This is a genomic window from Mycobacterium sp. 852002-53434_SCH5985345 (assembly GCF_001667155.1).
Lineage (GTDB): Bacteria > Actinomycetota > Actinomycetes > Mycobacteriales > Mycobacteriaceae > Mycobacterium.
In genome coordinates this window covers 1-15,187 of sequence record NZ_LZIE01000022.1, presented here as the reverse complement: position 1 = coordinate 15,187, position 15,187 = coordinate 1, and the positions used below count along the sequence as shown (strand labels likewise).

The 15,187-nt window shown below is 69.2% G+C and carries 14 protein-coding genes and 1 pseudogene; 7 read left to right on the top strand and 8 right to left on the bottom strand.

The features are described from left to right. The first annotated feature begins 88 nt into the window (after positions 1 to 88). Positions 89 to 1,891 carry a long-chain fatty acid--CoA ligase gene (locus A5756_RS03285; protein ID WP_066946965.1) on the top strand — a complete coding sequence of 601 codons (1,803 nt, stop codon included), beginning with the start codon at positions 89 to 91 and terminating at the stop codon, positions 1,889 to 1,891. 86 nt (positions 1,892 to 1,977) lie between these two features. On the opposite strand, the gene pimB is transcribed toward A5756_RS03285, so the two are convergent. The 4 genes from pimB to A5756_RS26365 all read right to left on the bottom strand — a co-directional run bounded on the left by pimB (position 1,978) and on the right by A5756_RS26365 (position 5,631). Next, the gene (gene pimB, locus A5756_RS03280) at positions 1,978 to 3,120 is read right to left on the bottom strand and encodes a GDP-mannose-dependent alpha-(1-6)-phosphatidylinositol monomannoside mannosyltransferase (protein ID WP_066946962.1); all 1,143 of its coding nucleotides are present in this window, start codon (positions 3,118 to 3,120) and stop codon (positions 1,978 to 1,980) included. 47 nt (positions 3,121 to 3,167) lie between these two features. Next, entirely contained in the window at positions 3,168 to 4,091 is a 924-nt protein-coding gene (locus tag A5756_RS03275; RefSeq protein WP_369817362.1) for a hypothetical protein, read from the bottom strand. Beyond that, positions 4,054 to 5,193: a peptidoglycan hydrolase RipC gene (gene ripC / locus A5756_RS03270; RefSeq protein ID WP_066946958.1), complete on the bottom strand. Its 1,140-nt coding sequence runs from the start codon at positions 5,191 to 5,193 to the stop codon at positions 4,054 to 4,056. Before ripC ends, A5756_RS03275 begins: the two co-directional genes overlap by 38 nt. A 183-nt stretch (positions 5,194 to 5,376) precedes the next feature. Further along, entirely contained in the window at positions 5,377 to 5,631 is a 255-nt protein-coding gene (locus A5756_RS26365) for a hypothetical protein (protein ID WP_082948230.1), read from the bottom strand. 166 nt (positions 5,632 to 5,797) lie between these two features. Between A5756_RS26365 and A5756_RS03265 the strand changes: the two are divergent. Beyond that, positions 5,798 to 7,651: pseudogene (locus tag A5756_RS03265) on the top strand (DEDD exonuclease domain-containing protein); the annotation flags it as partial. Here A5756_RS03265 and trpD read toward each other — a convergent pair. Continuing rightward, positions 7,589 to 8,683, bottom strand: a complete 1,095-nt coding sequence (trpD, locus tag A5756_RS26360; RefSeq protein ID WP_156659187.1) for an anthranilate phosphoribosyltransferase — start codon at positions 8,681 to 8,683, stop codon at positions 7,589 to 7,591. The pseudogene A5756_RS03265 and the gene trpD overlap by 63 nt on opposite strands. Before the next feature lie 138 nt (positions 8,684 to 8,821). Between trpD and A5756_RS03260 the strand changes: the two genes are divergently transcribed. From A5756_RS03260 to A5756_RS03245, 4 genes are read left to right on the top strand one after another with little or no spacing between them, the layout of a single operon-like run. Then, entirely contained in the window at positions 8,822 to 9,433 is a 612-nt protein-coding gene (locus tag A5756_RS03260) for a heme-copper oxidase subunit III (RefSeq protein ID WP_055401014.1), read from the top strand. 40 nt (positions 9,434 to 9,473) lie between these two features. Beyond that, positions 9,474 to 10,328, top strand: a complete 855-nt coding sequence (locus tag A5756_RS03255; RefSeq protein WP_066946953.1) for a c-type cytochrome — start codon at positions 9,474 to 9,476, stop codon at positions 10,326 to 10,328. Continuing rightward, a complete protein-coding gene (locus A5756_RS03250) occupies positions 10,325 to 11,530 on the top strand; it encodes a ubiquinol-cytochrome c reductase iron-sulfur subunit (RefSeq protein ID WP_066946950.1) in 1,206 nt (401 codons plus the stop codon). Before A5756_RS03255 ends, A5756_RS03250 begins: the two co-directional genes overlap by 4 nt. Continuing rightward, positions 11,527 to 13,224 carry a cytochrome bc complex cytochrome b subunit gene (locus A5756_RS03245; RefSeq protein ID WP_066946945.1) on the top strand — a complete coding sequence of 566 codons (1,698 nt, stop codon included), beginning with the start codon at positions 11,527 to 11,529 and terminating at the stop codon, positions 13,222 to 13,224. Before A5756_RS03250 ends, A5756_RS03245 begins: the two co-directional genes overlap by 4 nt. Here A5756_RS03245 and A5756_RS03240 read toward each other — a convergent pair. After that, positions 13,221 to 13,682, bottom strand: a complete 462-nt coding sequence (locus tag A5756_RS03240) for a DUF5994 family protein (RefSeq protein ID WP_066946942.1) — start codon at positions 13,680 to 13,682, stop codon at positions 13,221 to 13,223. The genes A5756_RS03245 and A5756_RS03240 overlap by 4 nt on opposite strands. Positions 13,683 to 13,987: 305 nt before the next feature. Here A5756_RS03240 and A5756_RS03235 point away from each other — a divergent pair, with 305 nt between their 5' ends. Beyond that, a complete protein-coding gene (locus tag A5756_RS03235) occupies positions 13,988 to 14,221 on the top strand; it encodes a hypothetical protein (RefSeq protein ID WP_066946936.1) in 234 nt (77 codons plus the stop codon). A gap of 3 nt (positions 14,222 to 14,224) precedes the next feature. Here A5756_RS03235 and A5756_RS03230 read toward each other — a convergent pair whose 3' ends face one another. Both A5756_RS03230 and A5756_RS03225 read right to left on the bottom strand, forming a co-directional pair. Further along, a complete protein-coding gene (locus tag A5756_RS03230; protein ID WP_066946931.1) occupies positions 14,225 to 14,872 on the bottom strand; it encodes a DUF2561 family protein in 648 nt (215 codons plus the stop codon). After that, positions 14,872 to 15,187: MmpS family transport accessory protein (locus A5756_RS03225; protein WP_232005315.1), on the bottom strand; the 316-nt coding region annotated here is incomplete at its 5' end. The genes A5756_RS03230 and A5756_RS03225, both read right to left, overlap by 1 nt.

The window sequence follows — 15,187 nt, the reverse complement described above, 5'->3', positions numbered from 1 at the left end:
ACCGTTCCTGCGCGAACGCGCGGATTAGGCTGGACGGCAACAAGCCGGCCCCCGGAACGTCACCCAAGCCAAAACGAGGTCAGTAAGAGTGCGTGAGTACAGTGTCCCCGCCCGCTTCTCCGTCGGCGAGCACGACAACATCGCGGCCATGGTCTTCGAGCACGAGCGATCAGATCCCGGCTTCGTCATCTTCCGGCGTCAGGTCGACGGCGAATGGACCGATGTCACCTGCGCGGAGGTGGCCGAACAGGTTCGCTCCGCGGCGCTGGGTCTGATCGCGCTCGGCGTCCAGGCCGGCGACCGGGTCTCCATCTTCTCGGCCACCCGCTACGAGTGGGCGATCATCGACCTGGCAATCCTGTCCGTCGGCGCGGTCACCGTGCCGATCTACGAGACGTCGTCGGCCGAGCAGGTGCGCTGGGTGCTGCAGGACTCCGAGGCGGTGGTCGCCTTCGCCGAAACCGACGCGCACGCCGCGATGGTCACCGAACTCACCGCCGACCTGCCCGCCCTGCGCCGCGTGCTGCACATCGACGGCTCGGGTCCCAAGGCGCTCGACCAGCTCGCCGAGGCCAGCGCCTCGGTCGAGCCCGCCGAACTCACCGCCCGCCAGGAGGCGCTGCGCGCCGACGACCCGGCGACGCTCATCTACACCTCGGGCACCACCGGACGGCCCAAGGGCTGCCAGCTCACCCATTCCAACCTGCTGTACGAGACCCGCGGCGCCAAGGAGTGCCTGCCGACGCTGCTGCACGAGGGGCAGCGGCTGCTGATCTTCCTGCCGCTGGCCCACGTGCTGGCGCGCTCGCTGACGCTCTCGGCATTCGCCAACAAGGTGACCGTCGGGTTCACCAGCGACATCAAGAACCTGCTGCCGATGTTCGCCGTGTTCAAGCCGACGGTGGTGGTGTCGGTGCCCCGGGTGTTCGAGAAGGTCTACAACACCGCCGAACAGAACGCGGTCAACGACGGCAAGGGCCGGATCTTCGCGGCCGCCGTGCAAACCGCGGTCGACTGGAGCCAGGCGCAGGACGGCGGGCGGCCGGGGCTGGTGCTGCGCGCCAAGCATGCGTTGTTCGACCGGCTGGTCTATCACAAGCTGCGCGCCGCGCTGGGCGGTGAATGCCACGCGTCCGTCTCGGGCGGCGCGCCGCTGGGTGCGCGGCTGGGCCACTTCTACCGGGGCGTCGGCCTGACCATCCACGAGGGCTACGGCCTGACCGAGACCAGCTCCGCCATCACGGTCAACCAGGTCGGCAACGTCAGGATCGGGACGGTCGGAACGCTGTTGCCGGGCAACAGCATGCGCATCGCCGAAGACGGCGAGCTTCTGGTCCGGGGCGGCGTGGTGTTCAGCGGCTACTGGCGCAACGAGCAGGCCACCAACGACGCGTTCACCGACGGCTGGTTCAAGACCGGCGATCTCGGCGCGCTCGACGAGGACGGCTTCCTGAGGATCACCGGCCGCAAGAAGGAGATCATCGTCACCGCCGGCGGTAAGAACGTCGCCCCGGCCGTGCTCGAGGACCAACTGCGGGCGCACGCGCTGATCAGCCAGGCCATGGTGGTGGGCGACGCCAAGCCGTTCATCGGCGCGCTGATCACCATCGACCCCGAGGCGTTCGAAGCGTGGAAGGAGCGCAACCACAAGGCGGCCGGCGCGTCGGTTGCCGATCTGGCCGGCGACCCGGACCTGGTCGCCGAGGTGGACGCCGCCGTCAAGCACGCCAACCAGGCGGTGTCGCACGCCGAGTCGATCCGCAAATTCCGCATCCTGCCGGTCGACTTCACCGAGGACACCGGCGAGCTGACACCGACGATGAAGGTCAAGCGCAACGTGGTCGCCGAGAAGTTCGCCTCCGACATCGACTGGATCTACGAGAAGGATTAGCGGCCCGCCGTCACGCCTCCGCGGCCGAGCGTCACGCCAGGGCACCGCCCTCCTGCGAGCGTCAGGCCAGCGTGACGCTCGAGCCGTCAGCCGCCGAGGATTTCGGCCAGCCGTGCAGCGAGGGTGTCCCACCGCCAGTGGGCCGTCACCCACTCCCGCCCGGCCTCGCCCATGGCGGCGGCCCGGTCCCGGTCGCCGAGCAACTCGGTGACGGCGTCGGCGACGGCGCTCAGCGAGCGCCCATCGACTACTAATCCAGTCTTGTTGTGCTGCACGGCTTCTGGAGCCCCGCCGGAGTCGCCGGCGATCACCGGCTTGCCGGTCGCCGAGGCCTCGAGGAAGACGATGCCCAAGCCCTCGACGTCCATGCCGGCGCCGCGGGTGCGGCACGGCATCGCGAAGACGTCGGCCAGCGCGTGGTGGGCGGGCAGCTCGGCGGCCGGTACGCCGCCGGTGAAAGTCACATGCTCGCTCATCCCGCACTCGCGGGCGAGCTTGTGCAGCGATTCCAGGTAGGGACCGCCGCCGACGATGACCAGGGCGGCACCATCGACGCGCTGCCGGATCGACGGCAGCGCCTTGATCAGCATGTCCTGACCCTTGCGCGGGACCAGCCGGGACACGCACACGACCGTGGGCCGCTCCCCCAGCCGATACCGGTCGCGCAGCGCGGCGCCGGCCGCCGGGTCGGGCCGGAACCGGTCGGTGTTGACCCCGGGCGGCAGGTATTCCAGCGACGCGTTGGGCCCGAAGGCCGGCGCGAACCGGGCGCGGGTGTAGCGGCTGACGAACGTGACGACGTCGGTGGTGTCGCCGATGCGACGCAGCACCGACCGCGCGACGGGGAGCATCGACCAGCCCACTTCGTGACCGTGCGTGCTGGCCACCACCCGGGTCGCCCCCGCCTGCCGGGCCCGCTGCGCCAGCAGCGCCAGCGGCGCGGCCGCGCCGAACCAGACGGTGTCGATGCCGTTGTCGGCGATCAGCCGGCGCATCCGGGCGTCCACCGCCGGGCCGGGCAACATCAACGTGCCGGGATGACGGACCACCCGGTAGCCCGCCGCCTCGGCCGCATGGTCGAAGGCCTCGGCACCCTTCCATTGCGGCGCGTACACCGTCATCGAATGCAACCCGGCATCGACGAGGTGCCCGACGAAGTCGCTCAGGTAGGACTGGATGCCGCCCGGCCGGGGCGGAAAGTCGTTGGTTACCAGCAGGACCCGACTCACTGCGTCAGGCTAGCCTGACGCGCGCGCGGGCCGTGCGGGGCATCTCCTCAGCCGGCGCGGGTGAGCCACTCGTGCCAGCGCGCGAGCAGGCCGGGCGAGTCGGTGGCCAGCACGTCGTGCGCGGCGGAGGGCACGTCGGTGTGCCCGGCACCGCAGACGGCCAGATACAGGTCGTGCAGCTTGGCCGTCCCGAAGGTGTCCGCGACGAAGCGCGCGAACCACCAGGCGCGGTCGTACGCCAACGAACGCTGCGAGCCCGGTGCGTCCAGGTCGGCGTCCGAGGGCAGCGCCAGCGGGACCGGCAGCGCGTCGAGGGGCACCGGAGTCCGTGGCCGGCCGACGAAATCGGCCACGCCCTCGGTCAGCCACCGGGGCGCATCCGCGGCGGTGTCCGCGCGGGCCGCGTAGTGAAAAAGCTCGTGCGTCAACACGATTCGCAGCGCACCCTCGGTCATGTTGGCCGCGCCGGGCGCGAAGACGATCCGCTCACCGATGACCACCCGGTGCACCGGATCGACGCGGTCGGCGACCGTCACCGCCGCGATGTCCGCCCACTGCGCCGCCGGACCGCCACCGGCGGCCGCGCGGAACTCCTCGTCGGTGTGGGCGGCGACCACCGATATGTCGCGCGACCAGTCCAAGCCCCAGAACGCCTCGACCGCGTTGATCGCCGCGCCGATGCCGGACGCCACCCGGGACAGCAGCCGGTCGCCGGCCGGACCGCCGAGGCCGAGCAGCCGAACGGTGCGGTCACCGACGACCAGCGACTTCGTCGCGGCGCTGACCTGGCTGCGTGCGGGCGTGATCAGCTGCGGGGGTCGCGTGCCGCCGCCGCGTCCCGCGTCCAGCGGGACCGCCGCGGCGACGACGAGCTCGACAAGGAAGACCCAGGCCAGCAGCAGCGTCAGCCGCCCGCGCCGGGCGCCTGGTCCGCTAGTAGCGGCGGGCGTCGTGGATCGGGCCTGCGGCATTCATCGGCACCACGCGCACCGGCTGGCCGTAGGTCGAGGAATGGATCACCATGCCGTCACCGACGTAGAGGCCGCTGTGTGACGCGTCGTTATAGAAGGTGACCACGTCGCCGGGCTGCAGGTCCGACAACGACACCGGCTGACCGCCTTGAGCCTGCGCCTGGCTGGAGTGCGGCAGCGAGATACCGGCCTGCTGGAACGCCCACATCACCAGGCCGGAGCAGTCGAACCCGCCCGGCGCGGCGCCACCCCAGACGTACGGTGAACCGACCTGCGTCAACGCCGCCTGCACGACGGTCCCGCGGTCACCGCCACCGACCCCGCCACCGAACGGTCCGGGCATTCCGCCGGGAGGCGGAGCCTCACCGGGTCCCTGCGGCGCGCCGGGCGGCGCCGCCTCGGGCGCGGGGGCGCCGGGCGCCGGGAGACCCGCCGGGACGGGGCCGGGATCGGCGAGCGCGGTGCGCTGCTCGGGCGACAAGGACACGTACTGCGACTTGACGACCGCGATCTGCACCTGCAACTGACTTTGCTTGGACTGCAGGCTCGCTCGCACCGCGGCGGCCTGCTCGGCCGCGCTCTTCGCGTCGGCGGCGGACTTGGCGGCCTCCCGCTCGGCCTTGGCGGCCTGCTCGCCCGCGGCCCGGAAACTCGTCATCTGGTCGGCCATCTGGGTCGCCATCAGCCGCTGCATGGCCAGCTTGTCGATCAGCCCTTGCGGCGATCCGGCGGTCAACATGGCCGTCATGCCGTCGACGCGGCCGCCCATGTAGGTCGCGGCGGCAAGCTTGTTCACGGCACCCTGGAACGACGCCAGGCGAGCCTTGGCCGCATCGACGGCGGCCAGGGCGTCGTCGTGCTTCTTGTCCGCCGCGCGCTGGGCCACCAGCTTGTCGTTCAGGTCGAGCTGCGCGCTGTGCATCGCCTCGGTGGTCTGCTCGGCCTGGCGTGACAACTCGTTGAGTTTGGCCAGCGCATCACCGGCCGGGTCGGCCGAGACGTTCGCCGCGAGGGCACCCGATAAGACTGTGAAGCCCGCTAGCGTCCCGATGGCAAATCGTGTGACGACACGCACAAACGGGTATCTAGAGTCAAGCCTCAAGATTTTGCTTCCTTAAACGGGCCATTGACGACCAGGCGCCGTCGAGCTGGTTTAGGTCTCAGACAGGTTACGAAACGATATCGGCGTTTGTCCAAAGCGGGGGGTTAAGAATTTGGATAGATTTCTGTCATTATCATGTGGACGATGCTGACTCCCTCGTAAACCTTTGGCACACAAAGCATCTTAGGCGACGCCCGAATCGCGTTCGCGGCGGATAGGCACTAACCGTAATCGCGGTGCCAGGCCTACATCGGCGAGCACCGCCAACGCAGCGCATTCGTCCTCCAACAAAGTTCCCGGGACCCCGAGTAACACGCTGACTACGCAATCGCGGCATCCCGGTCCGCGCACCGCGCAGTCGTCGCAATCGATCACCACCGGCGCCCCCGCGTCCGGCACCGTCGTGCCGTCGCTGTCGGGCCCACTGCTTCGTGCCATCGGGATCGGTCCTCTCGGTCAGGCTTGGCGAACTCAGGTCGGACTCTCCGCACGGTAACCACACCCACCGACAACCCGCCGGCACCGCGTTCGCCTGGCGAACGGGTTCGGTTTGCTCGGCGTGGGAACCGCGCGGGTGTCGGTGGACCCGCTTAACGTCGCGGCCATGGGTGCCGGTGATGCGACTCAGCTCAGTTTCACCGACTTGGGGTCATCCTTCGCCACCGCCGACGTCACGTTGCGCGACACAACCTTCGTGGTGGTGGACCTGGAGACCACGGGCGGACGCACGAAAGGCACCGACGGAAACGCGCCCGACGCCATCACTGAGATCGGAGCGGTCAAGGTCCGCGGCGGCGCCGTGCTCGGCGAGTTCGCCACGCTCGTCGACCCGGAGCGCAGCATCCCGCCCCAGATCGTGCAGCTGACCGGCATCACCACCGCGATGGTGTCCGACGCTCCGACAATCGACGCGGTGTTGCCGATGTTCCTCGAATTCGCGGGTTTCGACCACGGGACAGTGCTGGTGGCCCACAACGCCGGGTTCGATGTGGGATTTCTGCGTGCCGCCGCGGCGCGGTGCGACATCCCCTGGCCCCGGCCGAAGGTCCTGTGCACGGTGCGGCTGGCCCGCCGGGTGCTCAGCCGCGAGGAAGCCCCCACGGTGCGGCTGGCCGCGCTGGCGCGGCTCTTTGCCGTCGCCACCCAGCCCACGCACCGCGCGCTGGACGACGCCCGCGCCACCGTCGACGTGCTGCACGCGCTCATCGAGCGGGTGGGCAACCAGGGGGTGCACACCTACGCCGACCTGCGCTCCTACCTGCCGGACGTGACGCCGGCCCAGCGGCGCAAGCGGGTCCTCGCCGAAGGTCTGCCCCACCGCCCGGGGGTCTACCTGTTTCGCGGGCCGTCGGGCGAGGTGCTCTACGTGGGCACCGCCGTCGACCTGCGCCGCCGGGTCGGGCAGTACTTCACCGGCGCCGACCCACGCGGCCGGATGAAGGAGATGGTCAATCTGGCCACCGCGGTCGACCACGTGGAGTGCGCTCACGCGCTGGAGGCCGGCGTCCGCGAGCTGCGACTGCTGGCCGCGCACGCCCCGCCCTACAACCGCCGTTCCCGGTTCCCGCACCGCTGGTGGTGGGTGGCCCTGTCCGACGAGGCGTTCCCGCGGCTCGCGGTGGTCCGGGCACCGCGCCACGACCGCGCCGTCGGCCCGTTTCGGTCGCGCGCCGACGCCGCCGACACGGCCGCGCTGATGGCGCGCTTCACCGGCCTTCGGACCTGCACGGCCCGGCTGGGCCGCTCGGTCCTGCACGGGCCGGCCTGCCCCGAGGCCGAGGTCTCGCCGTGTCCCGCGGCGCGCGGCATCACGGCCACGCAATACGCGGCGGCCGTGGCGCGCGTCGCCGCGTTGATCGACGGGATGGAGAACGCCGCCCTGGTGGCCGCCGTGGATCAGGTCACGGCGCTGGCCGAGCGCCGCAATTTCGAAAGCGCCGCGCGCCTGCGCGACCGCACCGCCACCGCCGTCGAGATCCTGTGGCGCGGCCAGCGGTTGCGCGCCCTGGCCACGCTGCCCGAGCTGATCGCCGCCGCGCCCGACGGGGACGGTGGTTACCACCTCGCCGTCGTCCGGCACGGTCAGCTCGCCGCAGCCGGCACCGCCAGGCGCGGGGTGCCCCCGATGCCGGTGGTCGACGCCATTGCGGCTGGGGCACAGGCGATCTTGCCCGTCGCGGCCCCGCTGGGCGGTGCGCTGGTGGAGGAATCCGCGCTCATCACGCGGTGGCTGGCAGGCCCCGGGGTTCGCATCGTTCGGGTCGATGAATCCGCCGACGCCACCGGCTGGGCTTCACCACTGCGCTCGGCCGGCGCGTGGGCGGCCTGGGCCGCCTCGGCGCGTTCGGCGCGGCTGGCCTATGAACAGACCTCGGCACAAGCGGCCCAACACGACTCAGACCTGCTGGCTGAACCGCACCCATCGCGCGAGCACCTGTTCGGCCGCACCGGAGTCGATCGCCGCGGCGGCGCGCTGCAACCCGTCCTCCCACGCCGGCAACCATTCAGCGCGGCTGGATAGGCCGGCGTGGGCCACGATCGCCCCGGCGGCGTTGAGCACTACGGCGTCCCGGACCGGGCCCTTGTCACCGGCCAGCACCGCGCGCACCTCCGCCGCGTTGGCTTGCGCGTCGCCGCCCAACAGATCGTCGAGATCGGCTCGGGCAAAACCGAATCCGGCCGGATCGAACGTCAGCTTGTCCACCGTCCCGGCCTGCACCCGCCAAATCGTGCTGGTGGTGGTCGTCGTCAACTCGTCAAGTCCGTCGTCGCCGTGCACCACCAACACGCTGGACCGGCGCGCGGCGAAGACCCCCGCCATCACCTCGGCGAGGTCGGCGAACGCGCAGCCGATCAGGCCGGCCCGCGGCCTAGCCGGATTGGTAAGGGGTCCAAGGAGATTGAACACCGTCGGCACGCCGATCTCGCGGCGCACCACCGACGCGTGCCGGTACGACGGGTGGAACAGCGGCGCGAAGCAGAACCCGATGCCCACCTCGGTCAGGCTCTGCGCCACCTGCTCGGGTTCGAGGTCGATACGCACGCCGAGCGCCTCCAGCGTGTCGGCACCGCCGGACAACGACGATGCCGCGCGGTTGCCGTGTTTGACCACCGGCACGCCGGCGGCCGCGACCACGATCGCCGCCATGGTGGAGAGGTTGACGGTGTTGACGCCGTCGCCACCGGTCCCGACGATGTCCACGCTGTCGTCGCGCATCGCGGGCATCGTGCGCGCGTGGCCCAGCATGACGTCGGCCAACTCGCTGACCTCGGCCGAGGTCGGGACCTTCATCTGCATCGCCACCGCAAACGATGCGACCTGCGCCGGGCTCGCGTCGCCCGCCATGATCTGATCCATGGCCCAGGCGGCCTGGCCGCGCGCCAGATCCTGACCGCCCATCAACCGGGCCAGAACCCCAGGCCACGAGGGTGCCGCCCCGGCCGGTCGAGCGGCGGACCCGCCAGTGGAAGCCTCAGATGACAGAGCCACGCGCCGATGGTCCCACGCGGAGCCGACCTGCCCCAACCGGCGCGGAGTCCCGCCCGCTCCGGCCGGCGCCGCGACGCGAAAAGATGAAATGCCGCCCCGGGTGGAGTTAATCAACTACAAAGCGTCATACTTGCGGATGTGACCAGCGCTGTAGGGACCTCAGGTACTGCAATCACGTCGCGCGTTCATTCGTTGAATCGACCGAACATGGTCAGTGTCGGCACCATCGTTTGGCTCTCCAGCGAGCTGATGTTCTTTGCTGGCCTGTTCGCGATGTACTTCACCGCGCGTGCGCAGTCCGGCGGCAAGTGGCCGCCACCGCCGACCGAACTGAACCTCTATCAGGCCGTCCCGGTGACGCTCGTGCTGATCGCGTCGTCGTTCACCTGCCAAATGGGTGTGTTCGCGGCCGAACGCGGCGACGTCTTCGGGCTGCGCCGCTGGTACGTGATCACCTTCCTGATGGGCCTGTTCTTCGTTTGCGGGCAGGGCTACGAGTACTTCCACCTGGCCACGCACGGCACCACGATTCCCGGCAGCGCCTACGGCAGCGTGTTCTACCTGGCGACCGGTTTCCACGGCCTGCACGTCACCGGCGGTCTGATCGCCTTCATCTTCTTGCTGGCCCGCACCGCGATGAGCAAGTTCACCCCGGCGCAGGCCACCGCGAGCATCGTCGTCTCTTACTACTGGCATTTCGTCGACATCGTGTGGATCGCGCTGTTCACCGTGATCTATTTCATCCGATGAGCCGGCGGCTCCGAATACTGGAATGAACAGGAGTTCTCGGTTGAAGAAGCTGGGGTCCATGCGAAACCGGAAGCCGCGTCAAGGGCAGCGCGACCGCTCGAGGCGGCGGCTGCGCCGCCGCCTGTCCGGCGGGCTGTTGCTGCTGATCGCGCTGACCATCGCCGGCGGCCTGGCCGCCGTGCTGACGCCGCGCCCGCAAGTGGCCGTCGCCGACGAGTCGTCCTCGGCGCTGCTGCGGACCGGCAAGCAGCTGTTCGACACGTCGTGCGTGTCGTGTCACGGCGCGAACCTGCAGGGCGTGCCCGACCGCGGGCCCAGCCTGATCGGCGTCGGCGAGGAGGCCGTCTACTTCCAGGTCTCCACCGGCCGCATGCCTGCGATGACCGGCGAGGCCCAGGCGCCGCGCAAGGAGCCGATCTTCGACGAGGCGCAGGTCGACGCGCTGGGCGCGTACGTGCAGGCCAACGGCGGCGGTCCGACGACCGTGCGCAACCCGGACGGCAGCTTGGCGATGAAGTCGCTGCGCGGTGACGACCTGGGCCGCGGCGGCGACCTGTTCCGGCTGAACTGCTCCTCCTGCCACAACTTCACCGGCAAGGGAGGGGCGCTGTCGTCGGGCAAGTACGCGCCGGCCCTCGAGGCGCCCAACGAGCAGCAGATCCTGGCGGCCATGCGGACCGGCCCGCAGAACATGCCGAAGTTCTCCGACCGTCAGCTGTCCTTCGAAGCCAAGAAGGACATCATCGGCTACATCAAGTCGGTCACTGAAGAGCGCCAGCCCGGCGGCTACGGCCTCGGTGGATTCGGGCCCGCGCCCGAGGGCATGGCCGCGTGGATCATCGGGATGGTCGCCGCCATCGGTTTGGCACTGTGGATTGGGGCACGAGCATCATGAGCGACACCAATGCCGTAGCCGGCTCCGACACCGACAAGGGCGCCGCGCCGAACGAACCCGACGAGGCGGCCCTGGCCGCGATGTCCCAGCACGAGCTGGTGACGCTGGGCGGCAAGCTCGACGGCGTCGAGACGATCGTCAAGGAACCCCGCTGGCCCGTCGAGGGCACCAAAGCCGAGAAGCGCGCCGAACGCGGAGTCGCGCTGTGGCTCTTGCTCGGCGGTGGTTTCGGGTTGGCGCTGTTGCTGGTCTTCCTGTTCTGGCCGTGGGAGTACAAGCCGAAGGACGCCCCCGGCAGCCTGCTGTACGACCTGGCCACCCCGCTCTACGGGCTGACCTTCGGGATGTCGATCCTGTCGATCGCCATCGGCACCATCCTGTACCAGAAAAGGTTTATCCCGGAAGAGATTTCGATCCAGGAGCGGCATGACGGGGCCTCGCGCGACATCGACCGCAAGACGGTGGTGGCGAACCTGACCGACGCCCTTGATGGCTCAACCGTCCGGCGGCGCAAGGTGATTGGGCTTTCCCTGGGACTGGGCCTGGGCGCGTTCGGTCTGTCGACGCTGGTGGCGTTTGCCGGCGGTCTGATCAAGAACCCGTGGAAACCGGTGGTGCCCAGCGCCGATGGGAAGAAGGCCGTGCTGTGGACGTCCGGTTGGACACCGCGGTATGCGGGCGAGACCATCTTCCTCGCGCGGGCAACCGGCTCCGCCGGTGCATCACCGTTCGTCAAGATGCGCCCCGAGGACCTCGACGCCGGCGGCATGGAGACGGTATTCCCCTGGCGCGAATCCGACGGCGACGGCACCACGCCGGAATCACAGGAAAAGCTGCGCGCCATCAACCAGGGCGTCCGAAACCCGGTCATGCTCATCCGCGTGCGGCCGTCCGACATGCCCCGGGTGGTCAAGCGCCAGGGCCAGGAGAGCTTCAACTACGGCGAGCTGTTCGCCTACACCAAGGTCTGCTCGCACCTGGGTTGCCCCGCATCGCTTTTCGAGGAGCAGTCCTACCGAATCCTGTGCCCCTGTCACCAGTCGCAGTTCGACGCCCTGCACTTCGCCAAGCCGATCTTCGGCCCGGCCGCCCGCGCGCTGGCGCAACTGCCCATCACGATCGACACCAACGGGTATCTAGTCGCCAACGGTGACTTCGTCGAGCCCGTCGGACCGGCATTCTGGGAGAGGACGACAACATGAGTCCGAAACTGAGTCCCCCGAAACCGCCCAAGATCGGCGACGTCTTGGCCCGTCAGGGTGAAGACATCGACACGCGCTATCACCCCTCGGCGGCGGTACGCCGGCAGCTCAACAAGGTCTTCCCGACGCACTGGTCGTTCCTGCTGGGTGAGATCGCGATGTACAGCTTCATCGTGCTGCTGCTCACCGGCGTGTACCTGACGCTGTTCTTCGACCCGTCCATGGCCGAGATCACCTACAACGGCGCCTACCAGCCGCTGCGTGGCGTCGACATGTCCAAAGCCTTCGCCTCGACCCTCGACATCTCGTTCGAGGTGCGCGGCGGCCTGTTCGTCCGGCAGGTACACCACTGGGCCGCACTGATTTTCGCGGCGTCGATCATGGTGCACCTGGCACGAATCTTCTTCACCGGCGCGTTCCGCCGGCCCCGCGAGGCCAACTGGGTCATCGGTTCGCTGCTGCTGATCCTGGCCATGTTCGAGGGGTATTTCGGCTACTCGCTGCCCGACGACCTGCTGTCGGGTATCGGGCTGCGCGCCGCGCTCTCCTCGATCACGTTGGGAATGCCGGTGATCGGCACCTGGCTGCACTGGGCGCTGTTCGGCGGCGACTTCCCCTGCGGCGGTGTGGGTAACGAGTGCGCGACCGCGGGCTACATCATCCCGCGCATGTACGCCCTGCACATCCTGCTGATTCCGGGGATCATCCTGGCGCTGATCGGGCTGCATCTGGCGATGGTGTGGTTCCAGAAGCACACCCAGTTCCCCGGCCCGGGCCGCACCGAGCAGAACGTCGTCGGTGTGCGCGTCATGCCGATCTTCGCGGTCAAGTCCGGCGCGTTCTTCGCCGCGATCGTCGGGGTGCTCGGCCTGATGGGCGGGCTGCTGCAGATCAACCCGATCTGGAACCTCGGCCCCTACAAGCCATCTCACGTCTCGGCCGGCTCGCAGCCCGACTTCTACATGATGTGGACCGAGGGCCTGGCGCGTATCTGGCCGCCGTGGGAGTTCTACTTCTGGCACCACACCGTTCCCGCCGCCGTGTGGGTGGCCCTCCTGATGGGATTGATCTTCGTCCTGCTGATCGTCTATCCCTTCCTGGAGAAGCGATTCAGCGGCGACCGCGCCCACCACAACCTGTTGCAACGGCCACGTGACGCCCCGGTGCGCACGGCCATCGGTGCCATGGCGATCTCGTTCTACATGTTGCTGACGCTGGCGGCGATGAACGACATCATCGCCTTGAAGTTCCAGATCTCGCTGAACGCGACGACCTGGATCGGCCGCATCGGGATGGTCGTCCTCCCGCCGGTGGTCTACTTCATCGCCTACCGGTGGTGCGTTGCGCTGCAGCGCAGCGACCGGGAGGTGCTCGCACACGGCATCGAGACGGGGATCATCAAGCGGCTGCCGCACGGCGCTTACATCGAGCTGCATCAGCCGCTCGGACCGGTCGACGACCACGGCCACCCGCTCCCGCTCGAGTACCAGGGCGCGGCGCTGCCCAAGCGGATGAACAAGCTTGGCTCGGCCGGTTCACCGGGTAGCGGCAGCTTCCTGTTCGCCGACCCGGCGTCGGAGGATGCGGCGCTGCGCGAGGCTGCACACGGCTCAGAGCAACGTGCCCTCACCGCCCTGCGCGAGCACCAGGAAAGCACCGTCGGCTCGAACGGCAAGAACGGCGAGCACCACTAGCTTCGCGCTGGTTCGGTGCAGGCCGTGGCGCATTGTTGCTGGGCCGCCCGCAGGATGGAGCCAGCAGCCAAGAACGCCGGCTTCGTCTGGTCGCGCGCTTCGACGGGTAGGTCGGCCGCGCAGCGCAGCACCATCAGGGCGAGCGCGCTGTAGGTCGCGTAGGGGATGACGAGCAGGTTCACGCGTGCGTCGCCCCCGACGATTGTCATCACATGCTGGCGCTTTCGTTCCCATCCTGACCAGTTCAAGTCGGGTGGTCGCTGCAGTGGTGGCCAGTTGACATTGATCGCGTTGATGTCGCCCAGCAAGGGGGTCAGGAGGGCGACCAGCTCGGGCAATTCGTTGGTGATGCGGTCTGCGCGCGGCCACCACGCGCCGTCGATGGGGCGGCCGAGTTCACGACAAACCGACAGCCGGACGGGATTGACTCGGCGTCGGCGTTCGAACAATTCGGTCATCCGGCGGCCCGGCGGCCAGGCAGATTCGCGACAACCACAAGCGGATCCCTTCACGTCGGCGTCGTTCGCGCCGGCTAGCCCGGGCGGACGGAGGAATCGCATTGCCGTGGGTCGCACTCGCTTGGGTAGCTGCGGACCACCGCTGACAATGAAACGGCTCGCAGCTAACGCTACGCCACCGCCAGCCACGGGGCGGCCCGGGGCCGGGTGGGCCGCCCTGGCTCGGTGGGTGCACTACAGTGGCGAGGGCCTGACCGTGGCGCTGTCCGGGTGAGCGGGGGGTTTACACGATGAGGATGGGCGTAATGGCGACAGAGGACTGGAATGACGCCCCGGAGATCCATCCTTCGAAGATCCGGGTCGGTGACATCATCGGCACGCTGCGTCCCACGAAGCTGCGCTACACCGTCAAGATGATCAGCGGGCCGCAGACGACTCCCCGGCGCTGGACGTTCTTCGGCCGCGACGACAACGGCACGCAGCACACGAGCACGTTCGGTGAGGACGAACTGGTTCGCAGGTACGCCAAAGCGTCGTAGGGCCTACTGCTCGGCGACGGCGCGGCGCAGTAGGCGAACATGCAGCCACTCGATCACCGGCATCCCCGCGGTGACGACGCCCGCGACCACGTATGCGACCCAGGCGGGGCCGTCGTGGCCCACGGCCATCAGGTAGGTCGCCGTGGCCACCGCGACCAGCGCGGCGCCGATCGCGGTCAGCAATAGCACGGTGCCGCGCAACCACACCCGATCGACCGCCTCACCCGACCATCCGGAGTCGGCCGTCTGTACCGGCGCCTGCACCCGGGGTTGTCTCGCCCGATCGGCCGCGGTGCGCGGCGCCTGGGACATAAGGCGCACGGGGGGCCGGTTGGGCGAGGTCATGCCCCGGGCGGCCGGCTCGGTCTGGGCCATCCGGCGGGCCCGCAACAGCATCGGGATAGCCCCGGCGATGATCAGCGCGGACACGATGATCACGGCGTACAACACCCAGGAGGTGCTGTGCGTACCGTTGGCCGCTTTGTGAAAGCCCCGCCCCAGGTCGGCCAGCGCGACGGCCGCAGCCACGCTCACGCCCAGCAATACCAGCCAGACGGCGGCACACGCCCCGATCAATATGCGGTCGATGACGTCGGGCGAGATGGTGTCGTCCCCCACCCCGCGGCGGTACGCCGAATACCTGCCGACCATCAGCAGCTCGTCTGCGGTGAGTCGTTGCTGTTCGACGAAAGGACCGTCCCGTCGCTTGTGGTGATCGAGCAGTTCAGCCGGCTGACGCGGAAGAGGCTGGACGCCTCGACGGAGCCCACGTCGGACTGCGAAATCGGCGTGACGGTCATCGACCACGGGATGTACACGTTGTGCTGGGTGCGCCGCCGACCGGACGCATCGACGTAGGTCACGGAGATGATGTCGCCGGGCGCCTTCGTGCCGGTCACCGAGTAGGTCACCTGTCGCGGCCCGGCCGGGGTCGTCGGGGGCGGGGGTGGCGCCGACGCCGACCTC

Coding starts and splice junctions, on each gene's coding strand:
- A5756_RS26365 (WP_082948230.1), bottom strand. CDS start 5,631: ATGGCACGAAGCAGTGGGCCCGACAGCGACGGCACGACGGTGCCGGAC.
- A5756_RS03275 (WP_369817362.1), bottom strand. CDS start 4,091: ATGCCGCAGGCCCGATCCACGACGCCCGCCGCTACTAGCGGACCAGGC.
- A5756_RS03245 (WP_066946945.1), top strand. CDS start 11,527: ATGAGTCCGAAACTGAGTCCCCCGAAACCGCCCAAGATCGGCGACGTC.
- A5756_RS03235 (WP_066946936.1), top strand. CDS start 13,988: ATGGCGACAGAGGACTGGAATGACGCCCCGGAGATCCATCCTTCGAAG.
- A5756_RS03240 (WP_066946942.1), bottom strand. CDS start 13,682: ATGACCGAATTGTTCGAACGCCGACGCCGAGTCAATCCCGTCCGGCTG.
- A5756_RS03230 (WP_066946931.1), bottom strand. CDS start 14,872: ATGGTCGGCAGGTATTCGGCGTACCGCCGCGGGGTGGGGGACGACACC.
- A5756_RS03250 (WP_066946950.1), top strand. CDS start 10,325: ATGAGCGACACCAATGCCGTAGCCGGCTCCGACACCGACAAGGGCGCC.